Source organism: Aeromonas sp. 55A, assembly GCF_051919665.1.
In the GTDB taxonomy this organism is placed as follows: Bacteria; Pseudomonadota; Gammaproteobacteria; order Enterobacterales; family Aeromonadaceae; genus Aeromonas; species Aeromonas veronii.
Window position 1 is genome coordinate 953,591 of record NZ_JBQBEH010000008.1, and the last position, 21,574, is coordinate 975,164.

A 21,574-nucleotide genomic window follows, 5' to 3' on the forward strand; every position below is an offset into this window, starting at 1 on the left:
GAGTGGGCGACACAAGCTACTCGCCCCTCTCATTTTTGTTATTTGGCCTGATCATGCCCCGGCAGAGCGCCTGAGCCGGGCAGCCACACCGCCCGCAACACAGCATCAAATCTGATAGTCGGGATAGAACTGCGCCTGTCTGGCCACCAGCTTCACCCCCTGACCCGGGGCAAACAGTTTGGCCGCCTCCTTGCTCAGCTCCGCCTCGTAGTGGGCCCCTTTGGTTTCGCCATCGCCACGCAGCTCCACCCGAATGCGTGGCCCCATGGGCAGCAGACGGGTGATGGTGGCACGGATCCCGCCCGGCGCATCGGCTGGCAGAATCTCCAGTTCATGGGGACGAACATATGCGATGGCGGCACTGCCGTGGGCCAGATGAGAAGCCGACGGCCCGCCGAGCAGCTGCTCGCCGATGCCGAATCCCTGCTCCGCCACCCGACCGCGGAACTGGTTCACGCTGCCGAGGAAGCTGTGGACGAAGGAGCTGGCGGGCTGGTCGTAGACCTCGGCCGGGGTGCCGATCTGCTCGACCCGTCCGGCGTTCATCAGCACCACCCGATCCGCCACCTCCAGCGCCTCCTCCTGATCGTGGGTGACGAACAGGCTGGTGACATGCAGCTCGTCGTGCAGCTCGCGCAGCCAGCGGCGCAGCTCCTTGCGCACCTGAGCATCAAGGGCGCCGAAGGGCTCGTCCAAGAGCAACACCTTGGGCTGCACCGCCAGCGCGCGGGCCAACGCAACCCGCTGACGCTGACCGCCGGAAAGCTGGGTCGGATAGCGCTCGGACACATGGCTGAGTTGCACCAGATCCAGCAGCTCCTTGACCCGGGCGCGAATGGCCGCCTCGGCCGGGCGCTCGCTGCGCGGTTTAACCCGCAGGCCAAACGCCACGTTCTCGAACACCGTCATGTGGCGAAACAGGGCATAGTGCTGGAACACGAAGCCGACGTTGCGCTCGCGCACATGGAGATCCGAGGCGTCCTCACCGCGGATGATGACGCTGCCACTGTCGGCCTGCTCCAGCCCGGCGATGATCCGCAGCAACGTGGTCTTGCCGCAACCGGAGGGGCCGAGCAGCGCCACCAGCTCACCGTCGTGAAAGTCGAGGTTGATGTCTGCCAGCGCCGCGTACTGATTGAAATGCTTGTTGAGTTGTTGAACCTGAATGCTCATGGCTGCCTCTTTAAAACGGTGATCAGTGAGATTTGGTGGGCTGGGCACGCAGCCGGGCCAACAGGGTTTCACCCAGCAGGGTGAAGATCCCGAACAGAGCCAAGAGGCTTGCCACTGCAAAGGCGGCGCCGGTCTGGTACTCGTTGTAGAGGATCTCGATATGCAGCGGCAGGGTATTGGTCTGGCCGCGAATATGACCGGAAACTACCGACACGGCGCCAAACTCCCCGACCGCACGGGCGGTACAGAGCAGCAGGCCGTACATCAGGCTCCAGCGAATGCCGGGCAGAGTGACGCGCCAGAACATCTGCAGACCGCTCGCCCCCAGCATGATGGCCGCCTCTTCCTCTTCCGGGCCGCGCGCCTCCATCTGGGGCAGCAGCTCGCGCACCACGAAGGGCACGGTGATGAAGGTGGTAGCCAGGATGATCCCCGGGGTGGCGAAAATGATCTTGATGTCGTGCTCGCTCAGCCAGTCACCAAACCAGCCGCGGCTACCGAACATCAACACCAGCATCAGACCGGCGATCACCGGCGACACCGAAAAGGGCAGATCGATGATGGTGATGAGCAGTTGCCGACCGGGAAAGCGGAAACGGGCGATGGCCCAGGCTGCCGCGATCCCGAACAGCAGATTGAGGGGAACGGCGCAGAGCGTCACCAGTGCTGTCAGACCGAGGGCGCTCAGGGCATCCGGCTCGCTGATGGCGTGCCAGAAAAAAGCCAGCCCCGGCGTTAACGCCTGAATAAAGACGGTGGCCAACGGCAGCAGCAACAGGGCGGCAAACCAGCCGAGACCCACCGTGATGAGCAGCCATTTGACCCACTGGGGCTCGCGGATCACGGTCGGAGCCTTGCGCACGGGAGCAACCTCCACAGAGGCCGCCTCAATGGCGATAGCAGATGAACTCATATCCGGCTCCCTCCGATGCGAGACCAGCTCCAGGCCTGCAACTTGTTGATTAGCAGTAACAAAATGAACGAAATCAGCAGCATCACCACTGCGATGGCGGAGGCACCTGCGTAGTCATACTCTTCCAGGTGGCTCATGATCATCAGCGGCGCGATTTCCGAGACCATCGGCAGGTTGCCGGCGATGAAGATGACGGAGCCGTACTCCCCCACCCCACGGGCAAACGCCAGCGCAAAACCGGTGAGCAGGGCAGGCACCAGGGTCGGCCAGAGCACCCGCAGAAAGGTCTGCCAGCGATCGGCGCCGAGGCTGGCGGCCGCCTCCTCTTGCTCGGTTTCAGCCTCCCGCAGCACCGGCTGCAGGGTTCGCACCACAAACGGCAATCCGATAAAGGTGAGTGCGATGACCACCCCGATAGGGTTGTAGGCGAGCTGAATGCCGAGCGGCGCCAGCAACTGGCCGATCCAGCCGTTGGGGGCGAAGATGGCGCACAGGGCGATGCCGGATACAGCGGTCGGCATGGCAAATGGCAGGTCGATCAACGCATCCACCAGTCGACGACCGGGGAAGGTGTAGCGCACCAGGATCCAGGCCAGGATCAGGCCAAACAGGCTGTTGAGCAGCGCCGCGACAAAGGCCGCACCGAAGCTCAGGCGAAAGGAGGCGAGCACCCGGGGTGAACCTATCACCTGCCAGAACTCGGCGGCGGTCAGGTTGTTGATCGCAAACAGCACCAGGGCCGAGAGCGGCAACAGCACCAGCAGGCCCAGATAGAGCAGGCTGAACCCCAAGGTGGGGCCAAAACCGGGCAGGACAGAATAAGAACCAAATCGCATAACACATCCATCTGTTATGAAGAATTTTCGATATGGTGATTCTGCTCACTCCCCTCATCGGCAACAAACACCATTTGCGACTTTGCTAATTACTTTTTTATCTAACAACGGTGGGACAAGGCTTTTAGAGCGATCCAAATAAAAAAAGGTCTTTTATATAAATAAAAGACCTAAGAAATGGAGCAATACGGAGCGGAGCATTCAAAGAACGGGGGCATGGAGTAGCCAGCGAACAGCGCGCTCGCCAACCCTCCAACCACTTCACAGATACCTAGCGAAAGCCCAGTACGACCGGCCGGGGCGATGCGGTCTTGACCGGTGCCACTACCAGCTCACCACGGCGGTAGAGTGCCCCCAGCAAATGCAGCCCCTGATGCCAGTCCCCATGACCTGACTGGGCATTGATATGGCCCGCCTCACCGGCATCGAACAGCGGCACCTGCCACTGACGGCTCCAGTATTCGGCCCGTTCAAAGCTCATCCAGGGATCATTGCGGCTGGCCACCAGCTGGGCCGACACCTGCAGCGGCCCGGCCAAGGCCTCATCCGCAATGCCAAAACGGGCGGGATCGGCGGGCGCCACCAGAAAGATCGAGGCCACCTTCTCCGGCTGCAAGCGGACCGCCGCGATGGCGGTCAGGGCGCCGAAAGAGTGGGCCACCAGATGGACCCGGCTGCGGCGACGTTTCAACTTGCTCGCCAGCTTGGCACTCCAGACCCTGAGGTCCGGCTTGTCCCACGGCAGCCCGGTCATCCGCTGCCATTGGGGAAAATGATCGTGCCAGCGGCTCTGCCAGTGATCCGGCCCACTGTTGTGCAGACCGGGAACCAGGAGGATCTTGTTCATCTTGGTGCTCCTATCGGCTGGCACAGGGGCCAGTTCAGTGATGGATAACGAAGCTATCAACGACCCGGCTGATAGATCTGGTCAAACAGACCACCCTGGGCGAAGTGTTTCTTCTGGGCTTTCTCCCAATCCCCTTCCAGATCCTTGACGGTAAAGAAGGCAAGCTGCGGGAACTGGGCTGCCGTCTCCTTCAGGATCGCCGGGTTGCTGGGGCGATAGTGATGTTTGGCGACGATATGCTGCCCCTCGTCAGAGTAGAGATAATCGAGATAGGCCTTGGCCACCGCTTCGGTACCGTGCTTCTTGGCCACCTTGTCCACCACCGCGACCGGCGGCTCCGCCAGAATGGAGACCGCAGGCACCACCAGCTCGAACTTGTCGCTGGCACCCGCCTGACCAAGCACCAGCAGGGCTTCGTTCTCCCACGCCAGCAGCACATCGCCAAGGCCACGCTCGGTAAAGCTGGTGGTGGCACCGCGAGCGCCTGAGTCCAGCACCTTCACGTTCTTGAATAGATCGCCAACAAACTGCTTGGCCCCCTCTTCACTGCCGCTCTTCTTCAGGGCATAGCCCCAGGCGGCCAGATAGTTCCAGCGTGCCCCGCCGGAGGTCTTGGGGTTGGGAGTCACGATGGCGACATCCTTGCGCACCAGATCATCCCAATCCTTGATCTGCTTGGGATTGCCCTTGCGTACCAGGAACACGATGGTGGAGGTGTAGGGCGCCGCATTGTTGGCCAGCCGGCTCTGCCAGTCGGCGGCAATCAGCCCCTGCTTGGCCACGGCATCGACGTCGTAGGCCAGCGCCAGCGATACCACGTCGGCCTCCAGTCCATCCACCACGGCGCGGGCCTGTTTGCCGGAACCACCGTGAGACTGGCTCACCACCACGTCGTCGCCGGTTTTGGCCTTCCACTCCTTGGCAAAGGCGGCGTTGTACTCCTGAAACAGCTCGCGGGTCGGATCGTAAGAGACGTTGAGCAGGCGGATCTCGGCGGCATTGGCCTGACCAAATGCCAGCAGAGAGAGCAGGGTCAGGGCGGTCATTCGCAGTTTCATGGTGATTCTCCATATCTTGTTGGGTTGAGAACAGCATGCCGTGGAGTTGTTATGCCCAGAAGAAAGAAATAACTCTTTGCTTATCTCTTTTGCTCATATCAACTCAGCCACCCGCACCGGAAGCTGGACGCAGACTCTGTGAGCCATGCCCCTCTGGCCCCTTGCTCGCTGTGCCATCATGGGAACAAGGCAGGCAGATGACGAAAAGGAAGTCGTTATGTGGATCAATGCAGAACCGGTCAACGGAGCCCTGGTCTCGCTGGCCATCGGCCTGATCATCGGGCTGGAGCGGGGCTGGCAGGTGCGCCAGCTGGGGGATAACCAGCGCATCGCCGGGATGCGTACCTACGGCCTCATCGGCCTGCTCGGCGGGGTGTGCGGTTTGCTGCTGCCCACCCTGGGCCCCTGGCTGCCGCTGCTCGGCCTGCTGGCGGTGGTGATCGGCTGCGGCCTCTCGGTCTGGCTGGCCCTGCGCTGGCAGGGGGAGTTCGGCCTCACCAGCTCGGTCGCCATGCTGCTCACCTATCTGCTGGGGCTGATGTCGGTGCTGCTCAGCCCGAGCGAAGCGGTGGCCTGCGCCGTGCTGGCCGCCCTGCTGATGGGTTTGAAGGGACAGATCCAGCAGGGGATGCTGTTTCTCAGCGAGACCGAGTTTCACGCCACCCTGCGCTTTCTGCTTATCTCGCTGGTGCTGTTGCCGGTGCTGCCCAACGAGGAGATGGGGCCCCTCGATGCCTTCAATCCCTTCAAGATCTGGCTGATGGTGGTGGTGATCGCCGGCATCTCGTTTTGTGGCCACTTCGCGGTGCGGCTGCTCGGTACTCGCGCCGGACTGGTGCTCACCAGCATACTGGCGGGATTGGCCTCCTCCACCGCCCTCACCCTGCAGTTTGCCCGCCTCAACAAGGAACAAGGAGGGCTGGAGCGACTGCTGGCCACCGGCATCCTGCTGGCAGGGGCCACCATGTGGCTGCGGCTGCTGGTACTGGTGCTGCTGATTCACAGCGAACTGGCGATGCGCCTCGCCGCCCCGCTCGTATTGCTGGCGGCCACGGTGTACGGCTTTGCCTTCTGGTTCTGGCGTCAGCGCGAGGAGCTGACCGACAGCCCGGTAAAACCGGAAACCAGCAACCCGCTCGATCTTGCCACCGCCATCAAGTTCGGCCTGCTGCTGGCGCTGATCGGCTTTATGGCAACTCTGCTGCAAGACAAGGTGGGCAACTCCGGGGTCTATCTGCTGTCGCTGGTGTCGGGGATCACCGATGTGGACGCCATCACGCTGTCGCTCTCCCAGCTCTCCCACAAGGAGCTGGCGCTGGAGGTGGCGGCCCGCGGCATCCTGCTAGCCGGGCTGGTCAACTCGCTGGTGAAGGGGCTGCTGGCCCTCGGTATCGGCGGTCGCAGTCTGGGACTGCGGGTGTTGCTCCCCTACTTCGTCTCGGCCCTGCTGATCCTGCCCCTCGTCTGGCCCGCAGGTTGACGAGGATCACCTGCAACAAGTGACAGACTGACGGCGCCCCTGACAGTCACGTATACTGCCCCCTCTTGCAGCATGAGGAGGTAGCAATGGCGAGCGACTGGGACAAGGTACTGGCAGGCGGGGCACTGGATAGCCAGAGCGAGGAGATAGCGAACGACCGGATCCGTGGTCAGGCGCTGCTGGCCAAGCTCAACGGTTCATCGGCGGGCGATGGCCCTCTGCGCCAGCAGATCTGCCGCGAACTGTTTGGCCACTGCCCCGACTCCTGCTGGATCAGCACGCCGTTTACCTGCGAATTCGGCCGCAACATCCATATCGGCGATAAGACCTTCTTCAACTTCAACGTCACCATTCTCGACGTGGGCGAAGTGCACATCGGCAGCCATGTGCTACTGGCCCCCAACGTGCAGATCTACACCGCCACCCACACCATGAACTATCTGGAGCGACGCAACTGGACCGCCTACAACAAGCCGGTGCGGATCGGTGACGACTGCTGGATTGGCGGCGGCGCCATCATCTGCCCCGGCGTCACCATAGGGCCGCGCTCCATCATAGGTGCCGGCGCCGTGGTGACCCGCGACATCCCGGCCGACTCGGTGGCGGTGGGCAATCCGGCCAGGGTGATCCGCACCCTCAAGCAGGATGAGGAGCGCTGCTGGGAGCTGGCCCAATGATGGCGCTGGCGCTGCTGCCACTGGGCTGGACCCTCTGGCTCGGCCTCGACAGCCAGCAGTGGTGGCCACTGGCCGCACTGCTGACCATGAGTCTGCTGACGCTGGCGGCCTACGCCTGGGACAAGCGGCAGGCGGTGCGGGGCGAGTGGCGCATTCCCGAATCCCGTCTCCATCTGCTGGAGCTGTGCGGCGGCTGGCCGGGCGCACTGGTGGCCCGCCAGTGGCTACGTCACAAGACCCAGAAGCGCAGCTACCGGCTGGTCTTCTGGTTTATCGTGCTGCTGCACCTCACCCTATGGGCGCTCTGGGTCGGGCGGCCACTCTGGCAGCAATAGCCAACTGCATCACAAAGGCTAAAAGGGCCCCATTGCGGCCAATTGGCGGCTGTGAGAAAACAGAACGGATCCCATCAGCGTTTTCGCCGTCTATAGACGACAAGGAGTCGTGACATGACCATGTGGACAGGCATAGTCCTGATCGTATTTATCAGCGTATTGTTCGGATATCTCGGCAAACGGGCCCGCTATCAGATGGGGGATGCCCGCATCACCGACCGCCTCGGCAAGCAGGATCTGGTCATTCGGGAGCTGCAAGAGCGGGTCGCCAATCTGGAGGCGATCGTCATCGAAGAGGAGAAGCGGCGCCCGTTTCGGGAGCTGTGATTTTTCGCCATCAGGCGTCAGATAACCAAAATTCAAATCAAAGAAAGAGGGCTGCACGATGCAGCCCTCTGTCGTTTCAGCAGATTCAGATCGCCAGCGGCAGCAACTCCGCATAATCGCGGATCGCCGGAAAAGCGGTGATGCTCTGCTCCGGCTTGCAGCTGTCCGGATTCTGGATCGCCAGCTGGTAGCCTATGCCATAGTCGGCGGCAGCCCGCAGGATCCGCTCGCTGTCATCCACAAACAGGGTGCGGGCCGGATCGAACGCCAGCCGCTGTGCCAGCGCCTGCCAGCAGTGCTGGCTCTCCTTCGACCAGCCCAGCTCGTGGGTACTCACCATCAGATCCAGATGGTTGCTTAGTCCCAGCTGCGCATCCTTCACCGACAGACTGGCGGGGTGGGCATTGGTAAAGAGCACCAGCTGCTTGCCCGCGGCGCGCAGCTCGGCCAGAAAGGGGATGGCGTGGGGACGCCACTGGATCTTCGCCAGCAGCTCCTGCTTGAGGGCACGAATATCGAGCCCCAGGGTCTCGCTCCAGTAATCCACGCAGTACCAGTTGAGGGTGCCGTTGACGGCGTGATAGTGGACGTCGATCTGCGCTTTGGCTTCATCCAGCGGCAGCCCGAGCCGCTCGGCGTAACGCTCCGGTACCAGCTGCTGCCAGAGGTGGTTGTCAAAATGCAGATCGATCAGGGTGCCATCCATATCGAGCAAAACGGTGTCTATCTGGTGCCAGGGCAAGGTGGTAGCGCGGGAGTGTGGCATCGGGCCTCTTGATCGCGGATCTCGGAAAACGGGGCGGCAGTATAACGGATTTTTCCTCTCCCTTTCCCCTCCCTGCCCCGTGGTGTTCGGTGTGGGAGTCGTTTACTCTTGAAGCACGATTTTTTAACGAGCAGCCAGCGTCCGATGAGCGACCCCCACAAGAGCAAACCCGAGCACATCTCAGCCGACCAACTGGATCACCCCAAGAGCAAGCCGGAGATCCTCAAGGCAGAGATAGTGGCCGAGAGCCGACTGTTCAGAGTGGAGTCCCTCCACCTCAAATTCTCCAACGGCGAGGAGCGGGTCTACGAGCGGATGCGCGGCGGCAATCGTGGCGCCGTCATGGTGGTGCCGCTGTTCGATGCCCACACCCTGCTGCTGGTGCGCGAATATGCCGCAGGCACCCACACCTACGAGCTGGGCTTCCCTAAAGGGCTGATCGACCCGGGCGAAGATGCCTTCGAGGCGGGCAACCGGGAGCTGATGGAGGAGGCGGGCTTTGGCGCCAACAGCCTGACCCTGCTCAAGCAGGTGTCGCTGGCGCCGGGTTACTTCTCCAGCCGGATGGACATTTTACTGGCGCGGGATCTCTTCCCCGAGCAGCGGATCGGCGACGAACCGGAACCGCTGGAGGTGATCCCCTGGCCGCTGAACCGGATCGACGAATTGCTGGCGCGACCCGACTTCACCGAGTCGCGCAGCATCAGTGCCCTGCTCTTGGCCCAAAAGTGGCTGGCCGAGCAGGCAGAGTAGCCCGCAGACGGGCAGTTAACAGACAGAGGATAACGAGATGCAGGAGTTGTTGGCCTGGGTGCCGGGGGTCAAGGAGATTGCCCGCGAAGCCGGAAGGATCCTTCACGACATCTATCACGGCGGTCAGTTCGAGCGTCAGCTGAAGGAGGATGCCACCCCGGTCACCAGTGCCGATCTTGCTGCCGATGCCTACCTCAAACAGGCGCTGTCGGCGCTCACCCCCCATGTGCCGGTGCTGACCGAAGAGGCGGCCGACATCCCCTTCAGCCAGCGATCCAACTGGCGGCAGTACTGGCTGGTGGATCCCCTCGACGGCACCGGCGAATTTATCGCAGGTAGCGGCGATTTCGCCACCCTGATCGCCCTGGTGCGGGACAATGTGCCGGTGCTCGGGGTCATCTACGCCCCCGAGTCCAACGTGCTCTACTGGGCGGTGCGCGGCTACGGCGCCTTCAAGGAGGTGAATGGCGAGGTACTGCCCATCAGCGCCATGCATCACGAGCATGACCAGCCCGACTCACTGGTGGTGGCTATCAGCCGCCGCCAGAAGCTGGAGAACCTCACCCGCCGCCTCAACCCGGCCATCAACTACGAGCTGATCCCGCTTGGTTCCAGCTCCCTCAAATCCTGTCTGGTGGCGGAAGGTGCAGCCGATTGCTACGTAAGGCTCGGCCCCACCGGCGAGTGGGACACCGCCGCCGCCCAGTGCATCGTCGAGGCGGCTGGTGGCCGCATCCTCAGCCTGGCGTTGCAGCCGCTCAGTTACAACGAAACCGAGTCGCTGGAGAACCCTGACTTTATCGTGATGGGGGATCCGGATCTCGCCTGGGGTAACATTCTGGCCCACTAGGCGGATAGAGCTAGCATCACACCAGACAAGCAGGCGGCCCGATGGCCGCCTGCTTTTTCAGGGAAGTTGCCCCGGGTGATGGCCGGTGTGATCCGCTGGTCAAGGCGCTCTTGAACAGCGTGATACGCTGGCAAAGCGGCAAAATGATAGTGAAACATCACAATCGGTCGGCGAGAAATGGTGCGATTTTTCACGTAATTCTGAAAACACCTAATTAGCCAAAATAAAAAAATGATAGTAGATCAAATTTTGGTTTTATATTTCACAAAAATCACCAATATCAGTTTTGTTTCATTCTGTGAACCAGATTCCATTCCCAATCTCGCTGGCTAAACCCCGCAATGGCAGTGATATGTTTCAGTCTCGCTTTTTGAGAATTAAATCCCGATAAACCACAATGAACTCAGATTAAAACACTAACAAAAAGTGAATTAGTAATGAGTTTATCTGTAGAGGCTACCAAGGAGCTATCCGGTTCCTGCTCCACCACGTCCAGCACCACCCGCTGGCGCCGTCACGACACCCACTGGGTCATCAGTCTGTTTGGCACCGCCGTTGGCGCAGGCATCCTGTTCCTGCCCATCAATCTGGGTCTGGGCGGGATCTGGCCTCTCGTCATCGTCGCGGTACTGGCAGGCCCCATGACCTTCCTGGCCCACCGCGGGCTGGCGCGCTTCGTGCTCTCATCGTCACGCCCCCACGCCGACTTCACTGAAGTGGCGGAGGAGCATTTCGGCAAGATGGCCGGTCGCCTCATCTCGGCGCTCTACTTCCTCTCCATCTTCCCGATCCTGCTCATCTACGGGGTCGGGCTGACCAATACGGTAGAGAGCTTTATGGTCAACCAGCTCGGCATGGCGGCTCCGGATCGGGTGATGCTCTCCGGCGTACTGGTATTCGCTATGATCGCCGTGATGCTGGCGGGTGAGAAAGCGATGCTGCGCGCCTTCGCCTTTATGGTCTATCCGCTGGCGGCCATTCTGGCGGCCCTCTCCTGCTACCTGATCCCTCAGTGGCAATGGCCGGAAGTGACGGCGTTTGAGGGGGTCAGCTTCCTCAACACCGTCTGGCTGGCGCTGCCGGTCACCGTGTTCGCCTTCAGCCACGCCGCCGCCATCTCCGGCTTTGCCAACGTGCAGCGTCGTGAATATGGCGAGCAGGCGGAAGCCAAGAGCGGCCTGATCCTGCGCAACACCACAGTAATGCTGGTGGGCTTCGTGCTCTTCTTCGTTTTCTCCTGCGTGCTGAGCCTCTCGCCAGCCCAGCTGGCTGAAGCCAAGGCCCAGAACGTCTCTGTGCTCTCCTATCTCGCCAACATCACAGACAACCCGGTGATCGTGACTCTGGGGCCGCTCATAGCCTTTATCGCCATCAGCTCCTCCTTCCTCGGCCACTTCCTCGGTGCCCGCGAAAGCCTGAAAAGCCTGATCGCCAAGCCCACCGGTCTGCCGCTGGCCAAGGCGGACAAACTGGGTATCGCCCTGATGTTCTTCGCCATCTGGGGTGCCGCCGTCATCAACCCGGGCATTCTGGGGCTGATGGAGACCCTCTCCGGCCCGGTTATCGCCATGATCCTGTTCATCATGCCGGTTATTGCCATCTACAAGGTGGATGCGCTGGCCCGCTTCCGTCACGGCTGGACCAACGGCTTTATCCTGCTGACCGGTTCGCTGGCGGTATCGGCGCTGATCTTCAGCCTGTTGAAATAATCACAGCCCCGTAAACGGGGCGGCTGAAACGACAAGAGGCGACCCTAGGGTCGCCTCTTGTGCATGGCAAATCGCTTACTCTTTGTCGAAATCTTCGATCTCTTTGCCCAGCGCTTCCATGATGGCGCGCGCTTCGGCCGGGACACTGTCCGGTTGATCCTTGCGCAAGTCTTCGTCGCAAGGGAGCGGCTGGCCGGTGAAAGCGTGCAGGAAGGCTTCACAGAGCAGCTCGCTGTTGGTCGCATGACGCAGGTTGTTCACCTGACGGCGGGTGCGCTCATCGGTCAACACTTTCAACACCTTGAGCGGGATCGAGACGGTAATCTTCTTGACCTGTTCGCTCTTCTTACCGTGTTCCGCGTAGGGGCTGACGTAGTCGCCGTTCCACTCTGTTCCCATGACTCACCTGTTCTCATTTAGCCGTGAGCGCGGATTTTAACCCTTAAGGAAATTAATGGCAATCCAACAGCAAAGCCATTTAGACGTCTGGAAGTGTTGACGGCTTTTTTAAGCTGGCGTAGTGTGGTTGTCCATGAGCCCGCAATGGCGGGATGGCGCGTGGCAGCAAGATGCCGGCGTGTGAAGAGACATCAAGGAGAGTGATATGACCCACAAGGCCACCCTGGCGGTTCGCACCGGGATTGAGACAGACCAGCAGCACGGTGCCGTGGTGCCCCCCATCTACCTCTCCAGCAACTACACCTTTGCCGACTTTGGCGAGCCCCGTCAATACGATTATGCCCGCTCAGGCAATCCAACCCGTACCAATCTGGCGGACGCGCTGGCGGCGCTGGAAGGGGGCGCAGGCGCCGTGGTTACCGGCACCGGCATGGGGGCCGTCCATCTGGTCACCACTGCACTGCTCAAGGCTGGAGATCTGCTGATCGCCCCCCACGACTGCTACGGCGGCACCTGGCGCCTGTTTGAGTATCTGGCGGCCAAGGGCCACTACCGGGTGCAGTTTGTCGATCAGGGTGACGAGGCCGCACTGGCCGCCGCACTGGCGCAAAAGCCTGCGCTGGTATGGGTCGAGACCCCTTCCAACCCGTTGCTGCGGGTGGTGGATATCAACGCCATCGCCAGCGCCGCCCACGAGGTGGGTGCACAGGTGGTAGTGGACAACACCTTCCTCTCCCCCCTGTTGCAACAGCCGCTCGCACTTGGTGCCGACGTGGTGGTGCACTCCACCACCAAGTACATCAACGGTCACTCCGACGTGGTGGGCGGAGTGGCGATCGCCAAGGAGGCCGCACTGGCCGAGTCGCTGGTGTGGTGGGCCAACTGTCTGGGACTCACCTCCGGGGCGTTCGACTCCTACCTCACCCTGCGCGGCCTGCGCACTCTGGCACCCAGATTGCGCACCCATCAGGAGAACACCGACCGCATCCTCGCCTTCCTGCAACAGCAGCCGCTGGTGAAACGCATCTATCACCCCAGCCTGCCGAGCCATCCAGGCCACGATATTGCGCGCCGTCAACAGTCCGGCTTCGGCGCCATGCTAAGTTTTGAACTCGATTGCAGCGAGACAGGCATTCGCGCCTTCCTCGCGGCCCTCACCCTCTTCTCGGTGGCCGAGTCCCTCGGCGGGGTAGAGAGTCTGGTGGCCCATCCAGCCAGCATGACTCACAGGGCCATGACCCCGGTCGCGCAGCAGGCAGCAGGCATCAGCGCCCAACTGCTGCGGTTGTCGGTCGGTATTGAACACGGTGAAGACCTGGTGGCCGATCTGGCTCAGGCTTTTGAACAGGCGCAGCAGGCAGAACAGGTAGCGAAGTAATGGAACAGCAGCAACAAGGAGAGATCGCGGTGGCAGCAGAAGCAGGATTGAAGCGACGTCACGTCCACAAATTTGGTGGCAGCAGTCTGGCGGATCCGGTCTGTTATCGCCGGGTCGCCAGTATCGTTGAACAACAGGTGGGCGGGGATGAACTGATCGTGGTCTCCGCCGCCGGCAAGACCACCAACCGGCTGATCCAGCTGGTGGAGCTGGCCGAAGCGGGGGACGAAGCCGCCGGTGAAGCCATCTCGGCCCTGCAGGCCTATCAGCAGAGCCTGATCGACGGCCTGCTGGAGGGTGAACTGCAGCTCGATCTGAGCAAGCTGCTGGCCGACGACATGCAGCTGATAGCCAAAACGCTTGAAGGGCAGTTTGATCGCTTCGCCCGCAACGGCCTGCTCGCTTTTGGCGAAGTGTGGTCGGCGCGCCTACTGGCGGCCCTGCTCACCAGCCGAGGCGACAAGGCTATCTGGCTCGATGCCCGCAGTTTCCTGCGCGCCGAGGATGGCGCTCTGGTCAAGGTGGATACCGCGCTTTCCAGCGAGCTGCTCAAGGCGCGACTGGCGGAGCATGCCGGTCGCATCGTGGTAACCGGCTTTATCGCTGCCGACATGGAGGGGCGCTCCCTGCTGCTCGGTCGCAACGGCTCCGACTACAGCGCCAGCCTGTTGGCGTTGCTGGCGGATGGTGAATCCACCACCATCTGGAGCGACGTGGCCGGGGTCTACAGCGCCGACCCGCGCCGGGTGAAGGAGGCGCGTCTGCTGGAGCGCCTGAGCCTCGCGGAAGCCAACGAGCTGGCCCGCCTTGGCTCTTCGGTATTGCACTCGCGCACCCTGCAACCTGTGGCCGACAGCCGCCAGCGCCTCACCCTGCGCTGCAGCTACAACCCGGATGAGGGCTGCACCCATATCCTGCGCCGCGCCCCCCGCTCCGGTGGCGCCCGCATCGTCTCCTCGGTGGATCAAATCGCCCTCATCGAGTTGAAGGTGCTGCCGCAGACCAACTATGAGCAGACGGTGGCCACCATCGAGGCCCATCTGGCCCGTCACCGCCTCAACCCGCTCACCCTGCAGCGCCAGCCGGATCGCCGGATCCTGCGCCTCGCCTACACCCTCGAGGTGGCACAAGGCGCCTTCGAGCTGCTGCGCGACTTCCAGCTGCAAGGGAGCTTCACCGGCCTAATCCAGAAAGAGGGGTTCAGTCTGGTGGCGCTGGTCGGCGCCGGTGTCACCGACAACGCGGAGCAGTGTCATCGCTTCTATCAGCTGCTGGCAGATCAACCGCTGGAGTTCGTACAGGTGGCCCGAGATGGCCTGAGTCTGGTGGCCGTGCTGCGTCAGGTAGTGCTGGAGCCGCTGCTCATCGCCCTCCACAGCGCCCTGTTCAGCCGCCCGACCCGGGTCGGACTGGTGGTGTTCGGCAAGGGCAATATCGGCGGCCACTGGCTGAGCCTCTACGCCCGTGAAAAGGCACGGCTGGAACATGAGCTCAATCTGGCGCTCACCCTCTACGGGGTGTTCAGCTCGGAAGGAGGCCTGCTCGATGAAGAGGGGCTCAACCCCCTCAAGGTACAGGACAACTTCAATCCTAAGCCGCTGATCTGGCCGGAGTTGCTCTCCCAGCTTGAACAGCACGGCTTCGATGCGCTGGTTGCGCTGGACATGACCGCCAGCGAAACGGTGAGCCGCTACTACCCGGATTTTGCCCAGCTCGGCATTCACATCATCGCCGCCAACAAGTTTGCCGGTGCCGCCGACAGCGAGTTCTACCAGCGCATCAAACAGACCTGTCGCGACCACCAGGTGCAGTGGCGCTACAACGCCACCGTGGGCGCCGGGCTGCCAATCCAGTCCAGCATCCAGATGCTGCGCCAGAGCGGCGACCGCATTCAGGGGGTCTCCGGCATCTTCTCCGGCACCCTCTCCTGGCTGTTCCAGCAGTATGACGGCACCCGCCCCTTCTCCGAGTTGGTGGACGAGGCGTGGCAGCACGGCCTGACCGAACCGGATCCCCGCGAGGATCTCTCCGGTCAGGACGTGCGGCGCAAGCTGCTTATTCTGGCGCGGGAAGCAGGCTTTGAGCTCGACTCCGCCGATATCGAGCTGGAGAATCTGGTGCCCGTCCCGCTGCGCAAGGTGACAGCCGATCAGTTCATGGACAGACTGAAAGAGCTGGATGGCCCGATCCAGACCGCCTTCGAAGGGGCCAAGCGCCTCGGCAAGGTGCTGCGCTACGTGGCCCGCTTCGAGCATGACGGCAAGGCGCGGGTCGGACTGGAGGCGCTGGAGCCCCACCACCCGTTTGCCAACCTCTTGCCGTGCGACAACATCTTCGCCATCGAGAGCGACAGTTACCGCACCAACCCGCTGGTGATCCAGGGGCCGGGGGCGGGCCGGGAAGTGACCGCCGCCGCTATCCAGTACGATCTGTGGCAGATCTGCGCCAGCCTCTAAGGGAAATATGCAAAGGGAGCAGCACCTCAGCTCCCGCGCACAATAAAAAAGCCCGAGTCGATGACTCGGGCTTTTTGCTGAATGCCGCTTCGATTAGGAGAAGCAGGCCTGCAGCACGTAGAAGATGGCGATAGCCAGAATGGCACCGGCAGGCAGGGTGATGATCCAGGAGACCACGATGTTGCGCAGAACACCCAGATTCAGCGCCGCAATACCGCGCGCCAGACCGACACCCATCACAGCACCGACCAGGGTCTGGGTGGTGGAGATGGGTAGACCGGTACCGGAGGCAATCACCACGGTCGCGGCAGTGGCCAGCTGGGCAGCAAAACCACGGCTCGGGGTCAGGTGAGTGATGCCGGTACCGACCGTCGCCATCACCTTCTCGCCCATGGTCGCCAGACCGATCACGATACCGATACCGCCCAGCGGCAGGATCCACCAGGCAATGGCTGCCTGACTGGAAATCTCGCCACCGGAAGCCACGATAGAGGCCACCGCAGAGAGCGGGCCAATGGCGTTGGCCACGTCGTTGGAGCCGTGGGCAAAGGCCATGGCACAGGCGGTGATCACCATCAGGATGCCGAACACCTTCTCCACGTTGGCGAAGTGCATCTTGCTGTCATCCTGCGGGTTGTACTTCTGGCCGCGAATGTAGATCCAGCCGGCAAACGCCACTGCGATGGAGATGGCGATGGAGAGCAGAATGCCCTCGCCATCGCTCAGGTGCAGACCGACGTGGGTCAGCCCCTTCTTGATGGTCACCAGACAGATCACCAGCGCAGTCAGGAACATGTAGAACGGCACATAGCGCTTGGCGTTGTTCAGGGGATCATCGGTGTTGAAGATAAGCTTCTGCACGCTGATGAACATGAAGTAGGCGATGACACCTGAGATGGCCGGGGTGATGACCCAGGAGCCGACGATGCCGCCAAACTTGCTCCACTGCACCGCTTCCGGGCCAATGCTCACCACCGCAAAACCGACGATGGCGCCGATGATGGAGTGAGTGGTGGAAACAGGCCAGCCGAAGTAGGAGGCGAGGATCAACCAGGCGCCAGCCGCCAGCAGGGAGGCGATCATGCCGAGTACCAGCAGGTCCGGGCTATCGACAAACGCATTGCTGTCGATGATGCCGTTACGGATGGTGGCCGTCACTTCGCCACCGGCCAGATAGGCACCGGCAAATTCGAAGATCATGGCAATGATGATCGCCTGACGGATGGTCAGGGATTTGGTGCCGACCGATGTTCCCATGGCGTTGGCCACGTCATTCGCGCCAATGCCCCAAGCCATCAAAAAGCCGAACAAGGCCGCCACGAGCACCAGAGTGGTGCCGTAATTCGCGATAATGTCCATTAATAGTGTTTACCCAGTCAGTCGATTACGAACGAGCCAGCATCAGTTCCAGACGGGCGCCTACGCGCTCGGCCTGATCTGCCAGGTCACCTACCCATTCGAGGATCTTGTAAAGGAACATCACATCGATCGGATTGTAATTGTGCTCAACCGCTTGCAGCTGTTGGCGCAGTCCGATCTGCATGGTGTCTGTATCGTCCTCGATCAGATCCAGCTGGTGGATCATCTCGGCAACCATTTCCACTTCCCGTCCTTTGAAGCCGGTCTCGAGCAGCTCGTCGAGCTCCCCGATCGCTTTCTCGGCCTGAGCGGTCGCATCAATACAACGTTTGAGGTAAGCCATGAAATCCGTCCGCATTTCAGCGGGGAATTCCATGCGACGGCCAAGCATGCGGCCGGAGATATCCTTGGCACGGTTGGCAATCTTGTCTTGCTGGGTCAACAGCTCCAGCAGGTCGGTACGTGCAACCGGCAGGAACAGGCCGCGAGGCAGTTTCAGACGGATTTCACGCTTGAGGGTATCTGCCTCTTTTTCCAGCTGGGCGATCTGCTGCCGGATCTTCTCGGCATCTTCCCAACGGTCTTCGGCAACGGCGTCAAAGAAAGGAACCAACTGCTGGGAGCACTGGTGAACCTTGACGATATGCTTCTGCAGCGGCTTGATGGGGGACTTGGCAAAAAGCCCCAAAATAGTATTTACTGGCATGGCCAAACCTGTGTCGGTGAAAAAACACTCGATACGATTTTATGAGGCGCGCATGGTAACCGAACTGCGCCCTCAATTAAACCGCGAATTAATCTAGTCGTCTCGCGGGCATTATATCCCCGCGACCCGAATCCTGCCCCCCAAAGTTGCCTGCCAGCCCGGAATGACTATGCAAACTGAGATCGAGATAAAGTTTTTTGTCGCCCGCGACATTCAACCCGAGTTATCCAACCTGCTGAATTCTCTTGAGATTAAAGAATCATCACAACAGCAGCTCGGCAACGTCTATTTCGATACGCCGACCCTGGCTCTGCGCCAGCTGGAGATGGGGTTGCGCATTCGCCGCTGCGACACCTTCGCCGAGCAGACCATCAAATGCCGCGGCCAGGTGGTGGGCGGCCTGCACGCCAGACCCGAGTACAACGCCCCCGTGAGCGGCGATCTGCCGACCCTCTCGGCCTTTCCCGATGAGATTTGGCCGACCCTGAGCGAGCGTGACCACATTCAGCAGCAGCTGGTCGCCCAATTTCGTACCGACTTCCTGCGCCGCCACTGGCTGATCGCCTTCGAGGGGGCCGAGATTGAGCTGGCCTGGGATCAGGGAGAGATTGTCGGCAGTCAGGGCAGCACCACCATCAACGAGCTGGAACTGGAGCTCAAATCAGGCGCGACCGCGGCGCTGTTTGCACTGGCCCAACGCCTCGCCAGGATCGGCGGGCTGCGCCTTGGCGCCCAATCCAAGGCCCAGCGCGGCTATCGACTGGCTGGTCTTGGCAAACCGCTGGCCCTGCAGGCACTGGTCGAACATGAAGGTATGGATGGCATAACGGGGGTAAGCGAGGGGCTGCGTCACTGGCAGCATCACGAGCAGCTCTGGCTGGAGCATCCTCAGGATAAAGGCATTCAACAGCAGGCACTCGCGGCCCTGTGCCAAGGGATCGATCTGGTCGCCCGCAGTGCGGCCGCGCTGCCACAACCAGTGCTCTGGCTACCCGCCCTGACCAACCTGCAAGCCCATCTGCAAGCCCAGCCGGACGAGCATGACGAGTGGCCTGCCGAGCTGGCTGATCTCTTCCTCTATCCGGCGTATGTCGAGTTGCAGCTGGCCATCGCCGCCTGGCTGCATCACGCAGCCTGAGCGTGGCCATACCGTTACTAAAGGTCGGAAATAAAGACCGGAAACAAAAGCCGAAAACAAAACGGGTGAGCCTTGGCTCACCCGTTTTGCACTACAGCAGGTTGAGCTGCTGCATGGCGCTGCGAATGCGCTCGCGGGTCGCTTCTGACAGCGGCATCACCGGCAGGCGGCACTCCTCGCTGCAGAAACCGAGCAGGGAAGCGGCATATTTGGCACCAGCCGGGCTCGGCTCGGCAAACATCGCCTGATGGAGCGGAATGAGCTTGTCTTGCAGCTCACGCGCTTCTTGCCACTTGCCCGCCAGCGTGAGGTTCTGCACCTCGGCCACCAGCTTGGGCGCCACGTTGGCGGTCACAGAGATACAGCCCTGACCGCCGCCGATGTTGTAAGCAACCGCAGTGGCATCTTCACCGGAGAGCCAGGCGAAGGGCTTTTTGATCAGCTGGCGCTCGGTCCAGGGGCGCGCCAAGTCGCCGGTGGCATCTTTCACCCCGGCAATGCGCGGCAGCTCGGCCAGACGGGCCAGGGTCGCGGGTTGCACGTCAACGATGGCGCGCGGCGGGATGTTGTAGACGATGATCGGCTTGGCGGTGGCATCGTGTACCGCCTTGAAGTGGTGGTAGAGCCCCTCCTGATTGGGACGGTTGTAGTAACCGGCTACATGCAGGGTGGCATCAGCCCCCACCCGCTCTGCATGGAGGGTGTACTCGATAGCTTCGACCGGATTGTTGGAACCGGCCCCGGCAATCACCGGAATGCGACCTGCGACCTGCTTGACCACCAGCTCCACCACCCGGCAGTGCTCGTCATGGGTCAGGGTCGGACTTTCCCCCGTGGTGCCCACCGGCACAATGCCGTGAGTGCCCTGTTCGATATGCCACTCCACCAGACGCAGCAGCGCCTCTTCATCCAGCTTTCCCTGTCGAAACGGGGTGATCAACGCAACGATTGAACCTTGAAACATGGGATCTCCTTCTCCTAAATGACGCGCATATGGCAATAAAAAACCCCGGTACGATGTGCGCAACCGGGGTTTGAAGCTTCTCAGGGATGAGAGGTTACGCGCGAACGTCGGCAGGCCCGAATTTCAGGCTTTTTTTGTGCTTTCGTTTCAACCCGTTGAACCGCATTTCGTCATCTCTGGTCAAAAAATGGTGTCTGGGCATATTTCGGGAACACGGCATAAATGTCAAGGCGAAAGGGGCTATGTATAATGGCCGCCCAAAATTGCGTGGAGAGACCCGATGAGCAGCCCTATCAGTGCCGTCAGCCAGATGCTGGAACGAAACCAAGCCCTCTTTGTCGGCAAGCGGCTACTTGTCTGCGGCGCGCTGGAGGATGACTACCCCCGCCAGCTGGCGAGCCTGGCCCGGACCCTGACCGTCTTTACCACCGATTACTGCTACTACCGCAGCCAGCAGGCCGCCCTCGGCGAGGCTATCCTGTTCGACCACCAGCTCGGTGGCGCCCCCCGCTTCGATGCCCTGTTGCTGCTGATGCCCAAGGCCAAGGCCGAGGCACAATATCTGCTGGCCATGATGACCCCCTTGCTGGAAGAGGGTGCCGATCTGTTCCTCGCTGGCGAAAACCGCGGCGGCATCAATGGCGCCGACAAGCTGCTGGCCCCCTATAGCGAACAGCCGATCAAGCGCGATTCAGCGCGCCGCTGCTCCCTCTATCACGGTGAGCTGAGCAAGCCGGTTGAACCTTTCAATCTGGATAGCTGGTTTGGCCGCTATCAGTGCAAGGCGGGTGATACCGAGCTGACCGTGCTGGCGCTGCCCGGCGTCTTCAGTGCCGCCGAGCTGGATCTCGGCACCCAGATGCTACTGGCCGCCGTGCCGCCGATGACGGGCGAATTGCTCGATTTCGGTTGTGGCGCCGGGGTGATTGGGTCTGTGCTGGCCAAGCGCAATCCGGATCTGCGGGTCAACATGGTGGATATCAGCGCACTGGCACTCGAATCGAGCCGCCGCACCCTGGCGATCAACGGTCTGCAGGGCAAGGTCACCGCTTCCGATGTCTATTCGGATGTCTCCACCCGTTTCCAGCACATCGTCTCCAACCCGCCATTCCATGCGGGTCTCAAAACCTTCTATGCGGCAACCGAGCAGTTCCTGGCCAAGGCGCCGGCATTTTTGCTGCCAAATGGTTCGCTGACCATTGTTGCCAACGCCTTCTTGCGCTACCAGCCTATACTGGAGACACACTTCAAACGGACTGAAGTGATCAGCAGTGATGCCAAATTCAAGGTCTATCTGAGCAAAATGTAAATAAGTGTAAGCAGCACAATAAAACAGCTAGAGAGCGCCATCCGGCATCTGATAAGGTATTAAGCACACGATAAAAACCACCCCTTTAGGGGTGTTTTTATACCGAACATTGAAAACCTTTTCATGTTGTTAATTCAGGGA

The 21,574-nt window shown here is 61.2% G+C and carries 21 protein-coding genes; 11 read left to right on the plus strand and 10 right to left on the minus strand.

What is annotated here, in order from left to right; genetic code table 11:
* Window positions 1-105: 105 nt before the first annotated feature.
* The 5 genes from ACTG2G_RS08365 to ACTG2G_RS08385 form a co-directional block, all read right to left on the minus strand.
* Entirely contained in the window at window positions 106-1,173 is a 1,068-nt protein-coding gene (locus ACTG2G_RS08365) for a sulfate/molybdate ABC transporter ATP-binding protein (protein WP_421386859.1), read from the minus strand.
* A 22-nt stretch (window positions 1,174-1,195) separates the two neighbouring features.
* Window positions 1,196-2,086 carry a sulfate ABC transporter permease subunit CysW gene (gene cysW, locus ACTG2G_RS08370; RefSeq protein ID WP_201986186.1) on the minus strand — a complete coding sequence of 297 codons (891 nt, stop codon included), beginning with the start codon at window positions 2,084-2,086 and terminating at the stop codon, window positions 1,196-1,198.
* A complete protein-coding gene (cysT, locus tag ACTG2G_RS08375) occupies window positions 2,083-2,922 on the minus strand; it encodes a sulfate ABC transporter permease subunit CysT (RefSeq protein WP_040067348.1) in 840 nt (279 codons plus the stop codon). Before cysT ends, cysW begins: the two co-directional genes overlap by 4 nt.
* Window positions 2,923-3,193: 271 nt before the next feature.
* On the minus strand, window positions 3,194-3,769 hold the full coding sequence (locus ACTG2G_RS08380) for an RBBP9/YdeN family alpha/beta hydrolase (protein ID WP_421386857.1): 576 nt from the start codon (window positions 3,767-3,769) through the stop codon (window positions 3,194-3,196).
* 56 nt (window positions 3,770-3,825) lie between these two features.
* Window positions 3,826-4,827: a sulfate ABC transporter substrate-binding protein gene (locus tag ACTG2G_RS08385; protein WP_421386855.1), complete on the minus strand. Its 1,002-nt coding sequence runs from the start codon at window positions 4,825-4,827 to the stop codon at window positions 3,826-3,828.
* Between the two features lie 217 nt (window positions 4,828-5,044).
* Here ACTG2G_RS08385 and ACTG2G_RS08390 point away from each other — a divergent pair, with 217 nt between their 5' ends.
* The 4 genes from ACTG2G_RS08390 (at window position 5,045) to ACTG2G_RS08405 (ending at window position 7,646) form a co-directional block, all read left to right on the plus strand.
* Window positions 5,045-6,307, plus strand: coding sequence for an MgtC/SapB family protein (locus ACTG2G_RS08390; protein ID WP_421386854.1), 1,263 nt, complete (start codon window positions 5,045-5,047; stop codon window positions 6,305-6,307).
* 86 nt (window positions 6,308-6,393) lie between these two features.
* Complete coding sequence (locus ACTG2G_RS08395; protein ID WP_236368327.1) at window positions 6,394-6,984, plus strand: sugar O-acetyltransferase; 591 nt, start codon at window positions 6,394-6,396, stop codon at window positions 6,982-6,984.
* Complete coding sequence (locus tag ACTG2G_RS08400; protein WP_043850033.1) at window positions 6,981-7,319, plus strand: DUF1294 domain-containing protein; 339 nt, start codon at window positions 6,981-6,983, stop codon at window positions 7,317-7,319. The genes ACTG2G_RS08395 and ACTG2G_RS08400 overlap by 4 nt, the downstream gene beginning before the upstream one ends.
* 114 nt (window positions 7,320-7,433) lie before the next feature.
* Window positions 7,434-7,646 carry a hypothetical protein gene (locus ACTG2G_RS08405; protein WP_005348798.1) on the plus strand — a complete coding sequence of 71 codons (213 nt, stop codon included), beginning with the start codon at window positions 7,434-7,436 and terminating at the stop codon, window positions 7,644-7,646.
* Window positions 7,647-7,731: 85 nt separating this feature from the next.
* Here ACTG2G_RS08405 and yrfG read toward each other — a convergent pair whose 3' ends face one another.
* Window positions 7,732-8,412 carry a GMP/IMP nucleotidase gene (gene yrfG, locus ACTG2G_RS08410; protein WP_307895600.1) on the minus strand — a complete coding sequence of 227 codons (681 nt, stop codon included), beginning with the start codon at window positions 8,410-8,412 and terminating at the stop codon, window positions 7,732-7,734.
* Between the two features lie 144 nt (window positions 8,413-8,556).
* On the opposite strand from yrfG, the gene nudE reads away from it, so the two are divergent.
* The 3 genes from nudE to ACTG2G_RS08425 all read left to right on the plus strand — a co-directional run bounded on the left by nudE (window position 8,557) and on the right by ACTG2G_RS08425 (window position 11,724).
* Window positions 8,557-9,165, plus strand: coding sequence for an ADP compounds hydrolase NudE (gene nudE / locus ACTG2G_RS08415; protein ID WP_307895602.1), 609 nt, complete (start codon window positions 8,557-8,559; stop codon window positions 9,163-9,165).
* A gap of 37 nt (window positions 9,166-9,202) precedes the next feature.
* The gene (gene cysQ, locus ACTG2G_RS08420; RefSeq protein WP_005357849.1) at window positions 9,203-10,015 is read left to right on the plus strand and encodes a 3'(2'),5'-bisphosphate nucleotidase CysQ; all 813 of its coding nucleotides are present in this window, start codon (window positions 9,203-9,205) and stop codon (window positions 10,013-10,015) included.
* 437 nt (window positions 10,016-10,452) lie between these two features.
* The gene (locus tag ACTG2G_RS08425; RefSeq protein WP_421386851.1) at window positions 10,453-11,724 is read left to right on the plus strand and encodes an aromatic amino acid transport family protein; all 1,272 of its coding nucleotides are present in this window, start codon (window positions 10,453-10,455) and stop codon (window positions 11,722-11,724) included.
* A gap of 75 nt (window positions 11,725-11,799) precedes the next feature.
* Here ACTG2G_RS08425 and metJ read toward each other — a convergent pair whose 3' ends face one another.
* Window positions 11,800-12,123, minus strand: coding sequence for a met regulon transcriptional regulator MetJ (gene metJ / locus ACTG2G_RS08430; protein WP_005340251.1), 324 nt, complete (start codon window positions 12,121-12,123; stop codon window positions 11,800-11,802).
* A 205-nt stretch (window positions 12,124-12,328) separates the two neighbouring features.
* Between metJ and metB the strand changes: the two genes are divergently transcribed.
* Both metB and ACTG2G_RS08440 read left to right on the plus strand, forming a co-directional pair.
* Complete coding sequence (metB, locus tag ACTG2G_RS08435; protein ID WP_376901775.1) at window positions 12,329-13,501, plus strand: cystathionine gamma-synthase; 1,173 nt, start codon at window positions 12,329-12,331, stop codon at window positions 13,499-13,501.
* Entirely contained in the window at window positions 13,501-15,957 is a 2,457-nt protein-coding gene (locus ACTG2G_RS08440) for a bifunctional aspartate kinase/homoserine dehydrogenase II (RefSeq protein WP_429193639.1), read from the plus strand. The genes metB and ACTG2G_RS08440 overlap by 1 nt, the downstream gene beginning before the upstream one ends.
* A 93-nt stretch (window positions 15,958-16,050) precedes the next feature.
* On the opposite strand, the gene ACTG2G_RS08445 is transcribed toward ACTG2G_RS08440, so the two are convergent.
* On the minus strand, window positions 16,051-17,316 hold the full coding sequence (locus ACTG2G_RS08445) for an inorganic phosphate transporter (RefSeq protein WP_005343043.1): 1,266 nt from the start codon (window positions 17,314-17,316) through the stop codon (window positions 16,051-16,053).
* Between the two features lie 25 nt (window positions 17,317-17,341).
* Window positions 17,342-18,022 carry a TIGR00153 family protein gene (locus ACTG2G_RS08450; protein ID WP_005340244.1) on the minus strand — a complete coding sequence of 227 codons (681 nt, stop codon included), beginning with the start codon at window positions 18,020-18,022 and terminating at the stop codon, window positions 17,342-17,344.
* Between the two features lie 169 nt (window positions 18,023-18,191).
* Here ACTG2G_RS08450 and ACTG2G_RS08455 point away from each other — a divergent pair, with 169 nt between their 5' ends.
* Window positions 18,192-19,160 carry a CYTH domain-containing protein gene (locus ACTG2G_RS08455; protein WP_307895611.1) on the plus strand — a complete coding sequence of 323 codons (969 nt, stop codon included), beginning with the start codon at window positions 18,192-18,194 and terminating at the stop codon, window positions 19,158-19,160.
* A gap of 91 nt (window positions 19,161-19,251) precedes the next feature.
* On the opposite strand, the gene dapA is transcribed toward ACTG2G_RS08455, so the two are convergent.
* A complete protein-coding gene (gene dapA / locus ACTG2G_RS08460) occupies window positions 19,252-20,124 on the minus strand; it encodes a 4-hydroxy-tetrahydrodipicolinate synthase (RefSeq protein ID WP_043820620.1) in 873 nt (290 codons plus the stop codon).
* 280 nt (window positions 20,125-20,404) lie between these two features.
* Here dapA and rsmC point away from each other — a divergent pair, with 280 nt between their 5' ends.
* On the plus strand, window positions 20,405-21,433 hold the full coding sequence (gene rsmC / locus ACTG2G_RS08465; protein ID WP_160881011.1) for a 16S rRNA (guanine(1207)-N(2))-methyltransferase RsmC: 1,029 nt from the start codon (window positions 20,405-20,407) through the stop codon (window positions 21,431-21,433).
* Window positions 21,434-21,574: the final 141 nt, after the last annotated feature.

Bases quoted from the DNA above. Each gene is read 5' to 3' on its own strand.
- cysW (WP_201986186.1), bottom strand. From the start codon at position 2,086: ATGAGTTCATCTGCTATCGCCATTGAGGCGGCCTCTGTGGAGGTTGCT.
- metJ (WP_005340251.1), bottom strand. From the start codon at position 12,123: ATGGGAACAGAGTGGAACGGCGACTACGTCAGCCCCTACGCGGAACAC.
- ACTG2G_RS08455 (WP_307895611.1), top strand. From the start codon at position 18,192: ATGCAAACTGAGATCGAGATAAAGTTTTTTGTCGCCCGCGACATTCAA.
- dapA (WP_043820620.1), bottom strand. From the start codon at position 20,124: ATGTTTCAAGGTTCAATCGTTGCGTTGATCACCCCGTTTCGACAGGGA.
- ACTG2G_RS08440 (WP_429193639.1), top strand. From the start codon at position 13,501: ATGGAACAGCAGCAACAAGGAGAGATCGCGGTGGCAGCAGAAGCAGGA.
- ACTG2G_RS08405 (WP_005348798.1), top strand. From the start codon at position 7,434: ATGACCATGTGGACAGGCATAGTCCTGATCGTATTTATCAGCGTATTG.
- ACTG2G_RS08390 (WP_421386854.1), top strand. From the start codon at position 5,045: ATGTGGATCAATGCAGAACCGGTCAACGGAGCCCTGGTCTCGCTGGCC.
- ACTG2G_RS08385 (WP_421386855.1), bottom strand. From the start codon at position 4,827: ATGAAACTGCGAATGACCGCCCTGACCCTGCTCTCTCTGCTGGCATTT.
- rsmC (WP_160881011.1), top strand. From the start codon at position 20,405: ATGAGCAGCCCTATCAGTGCCGTCAGCCAGATGCTGGAACGAAACCAA.
- ACTG2G_RS08395 (WP_236368327.1), top strand. From the start codon at position 6,394: ATGGCGAGCGACTGGGACAAGGTACTGGCAGGCGGGGCACTGGATAGC.
- ACTG2G_RS08400 (WP_043850033.1), top strand. From the start codon at position 6,981: ATGATGGCGCTGGCGCTGCTGCCACTGGGCTGGACCCTCTGGCTCGGC.
- yrfG (WP_307895600.1), bottom strand. From the start codon at position 8,412: ATGCCACACTCCCGCGCTACCACCTTGCCCTGGCACCAGATAGACACC.
- ACTG2G_RS08425 (WP_421386851.1), top strand. From the start codon at position 10,453: ATGAGTTTATCTGTAGAGGCTACCAAGGAGCTATCCGGTTCCTGCTCC.
- ACTG2G_RS08450 (WP_005340244.1), bottom strand. From the start codon at position 18,022: ATGCCAGTAAATACTATTTTGGGGCTTTTTGCCAAGTCCCCCATCAAG.
- cysQ (WP_005357849.1), top strand. From the start codon at position 9,203: ATGCAGGAGTTGTTGGCCTGGGTGCCGGGGGTCAAGGAGATTGCCCGC.
- ACTG2G_RS08365 (WP_421386859.1), bottom strand. From the start codon at position 1,173: ATGAGCATTCAGGTTCAACAACTCAACAAGCATTTCAATCAGTACGCG.
- metB (WP_376901775.1), top strand. From the start codon at position 12,329: ATGACCCACAAGGCCACCCTGGCGGTTCGCACCGGGATTGAGACAGAC.
- ACTG2G_RS08380 (WP_421386857.1), bottom strand. From the start codon at position 3,769: ATGAACAAGATCCTCCTGGTTCCCGGTCTGCACAACAGTGGGCCGGAT.
- cysT (WP_040067348.1), bottom strand. From the start codon at position 2,922: ATGCGATTTGGTTCTTATTCTGTCCTGCCCGGTTTTGGCCCCACCTTG.
- nudE (WP_307895602.1), top strand. From the start codon at position 8,557: ATGAGCGACCCCCACAAGAGCAAACCCGAGCACATCTCAGCCGACCAA.
- ACTG2G_RS08445 (WP_005343043.1), bottom strand. From the start codon at position 17,316: ATGGACATTATCGCGAATTACGGCACCACTCTGGTGCTCGTGGCGGCC.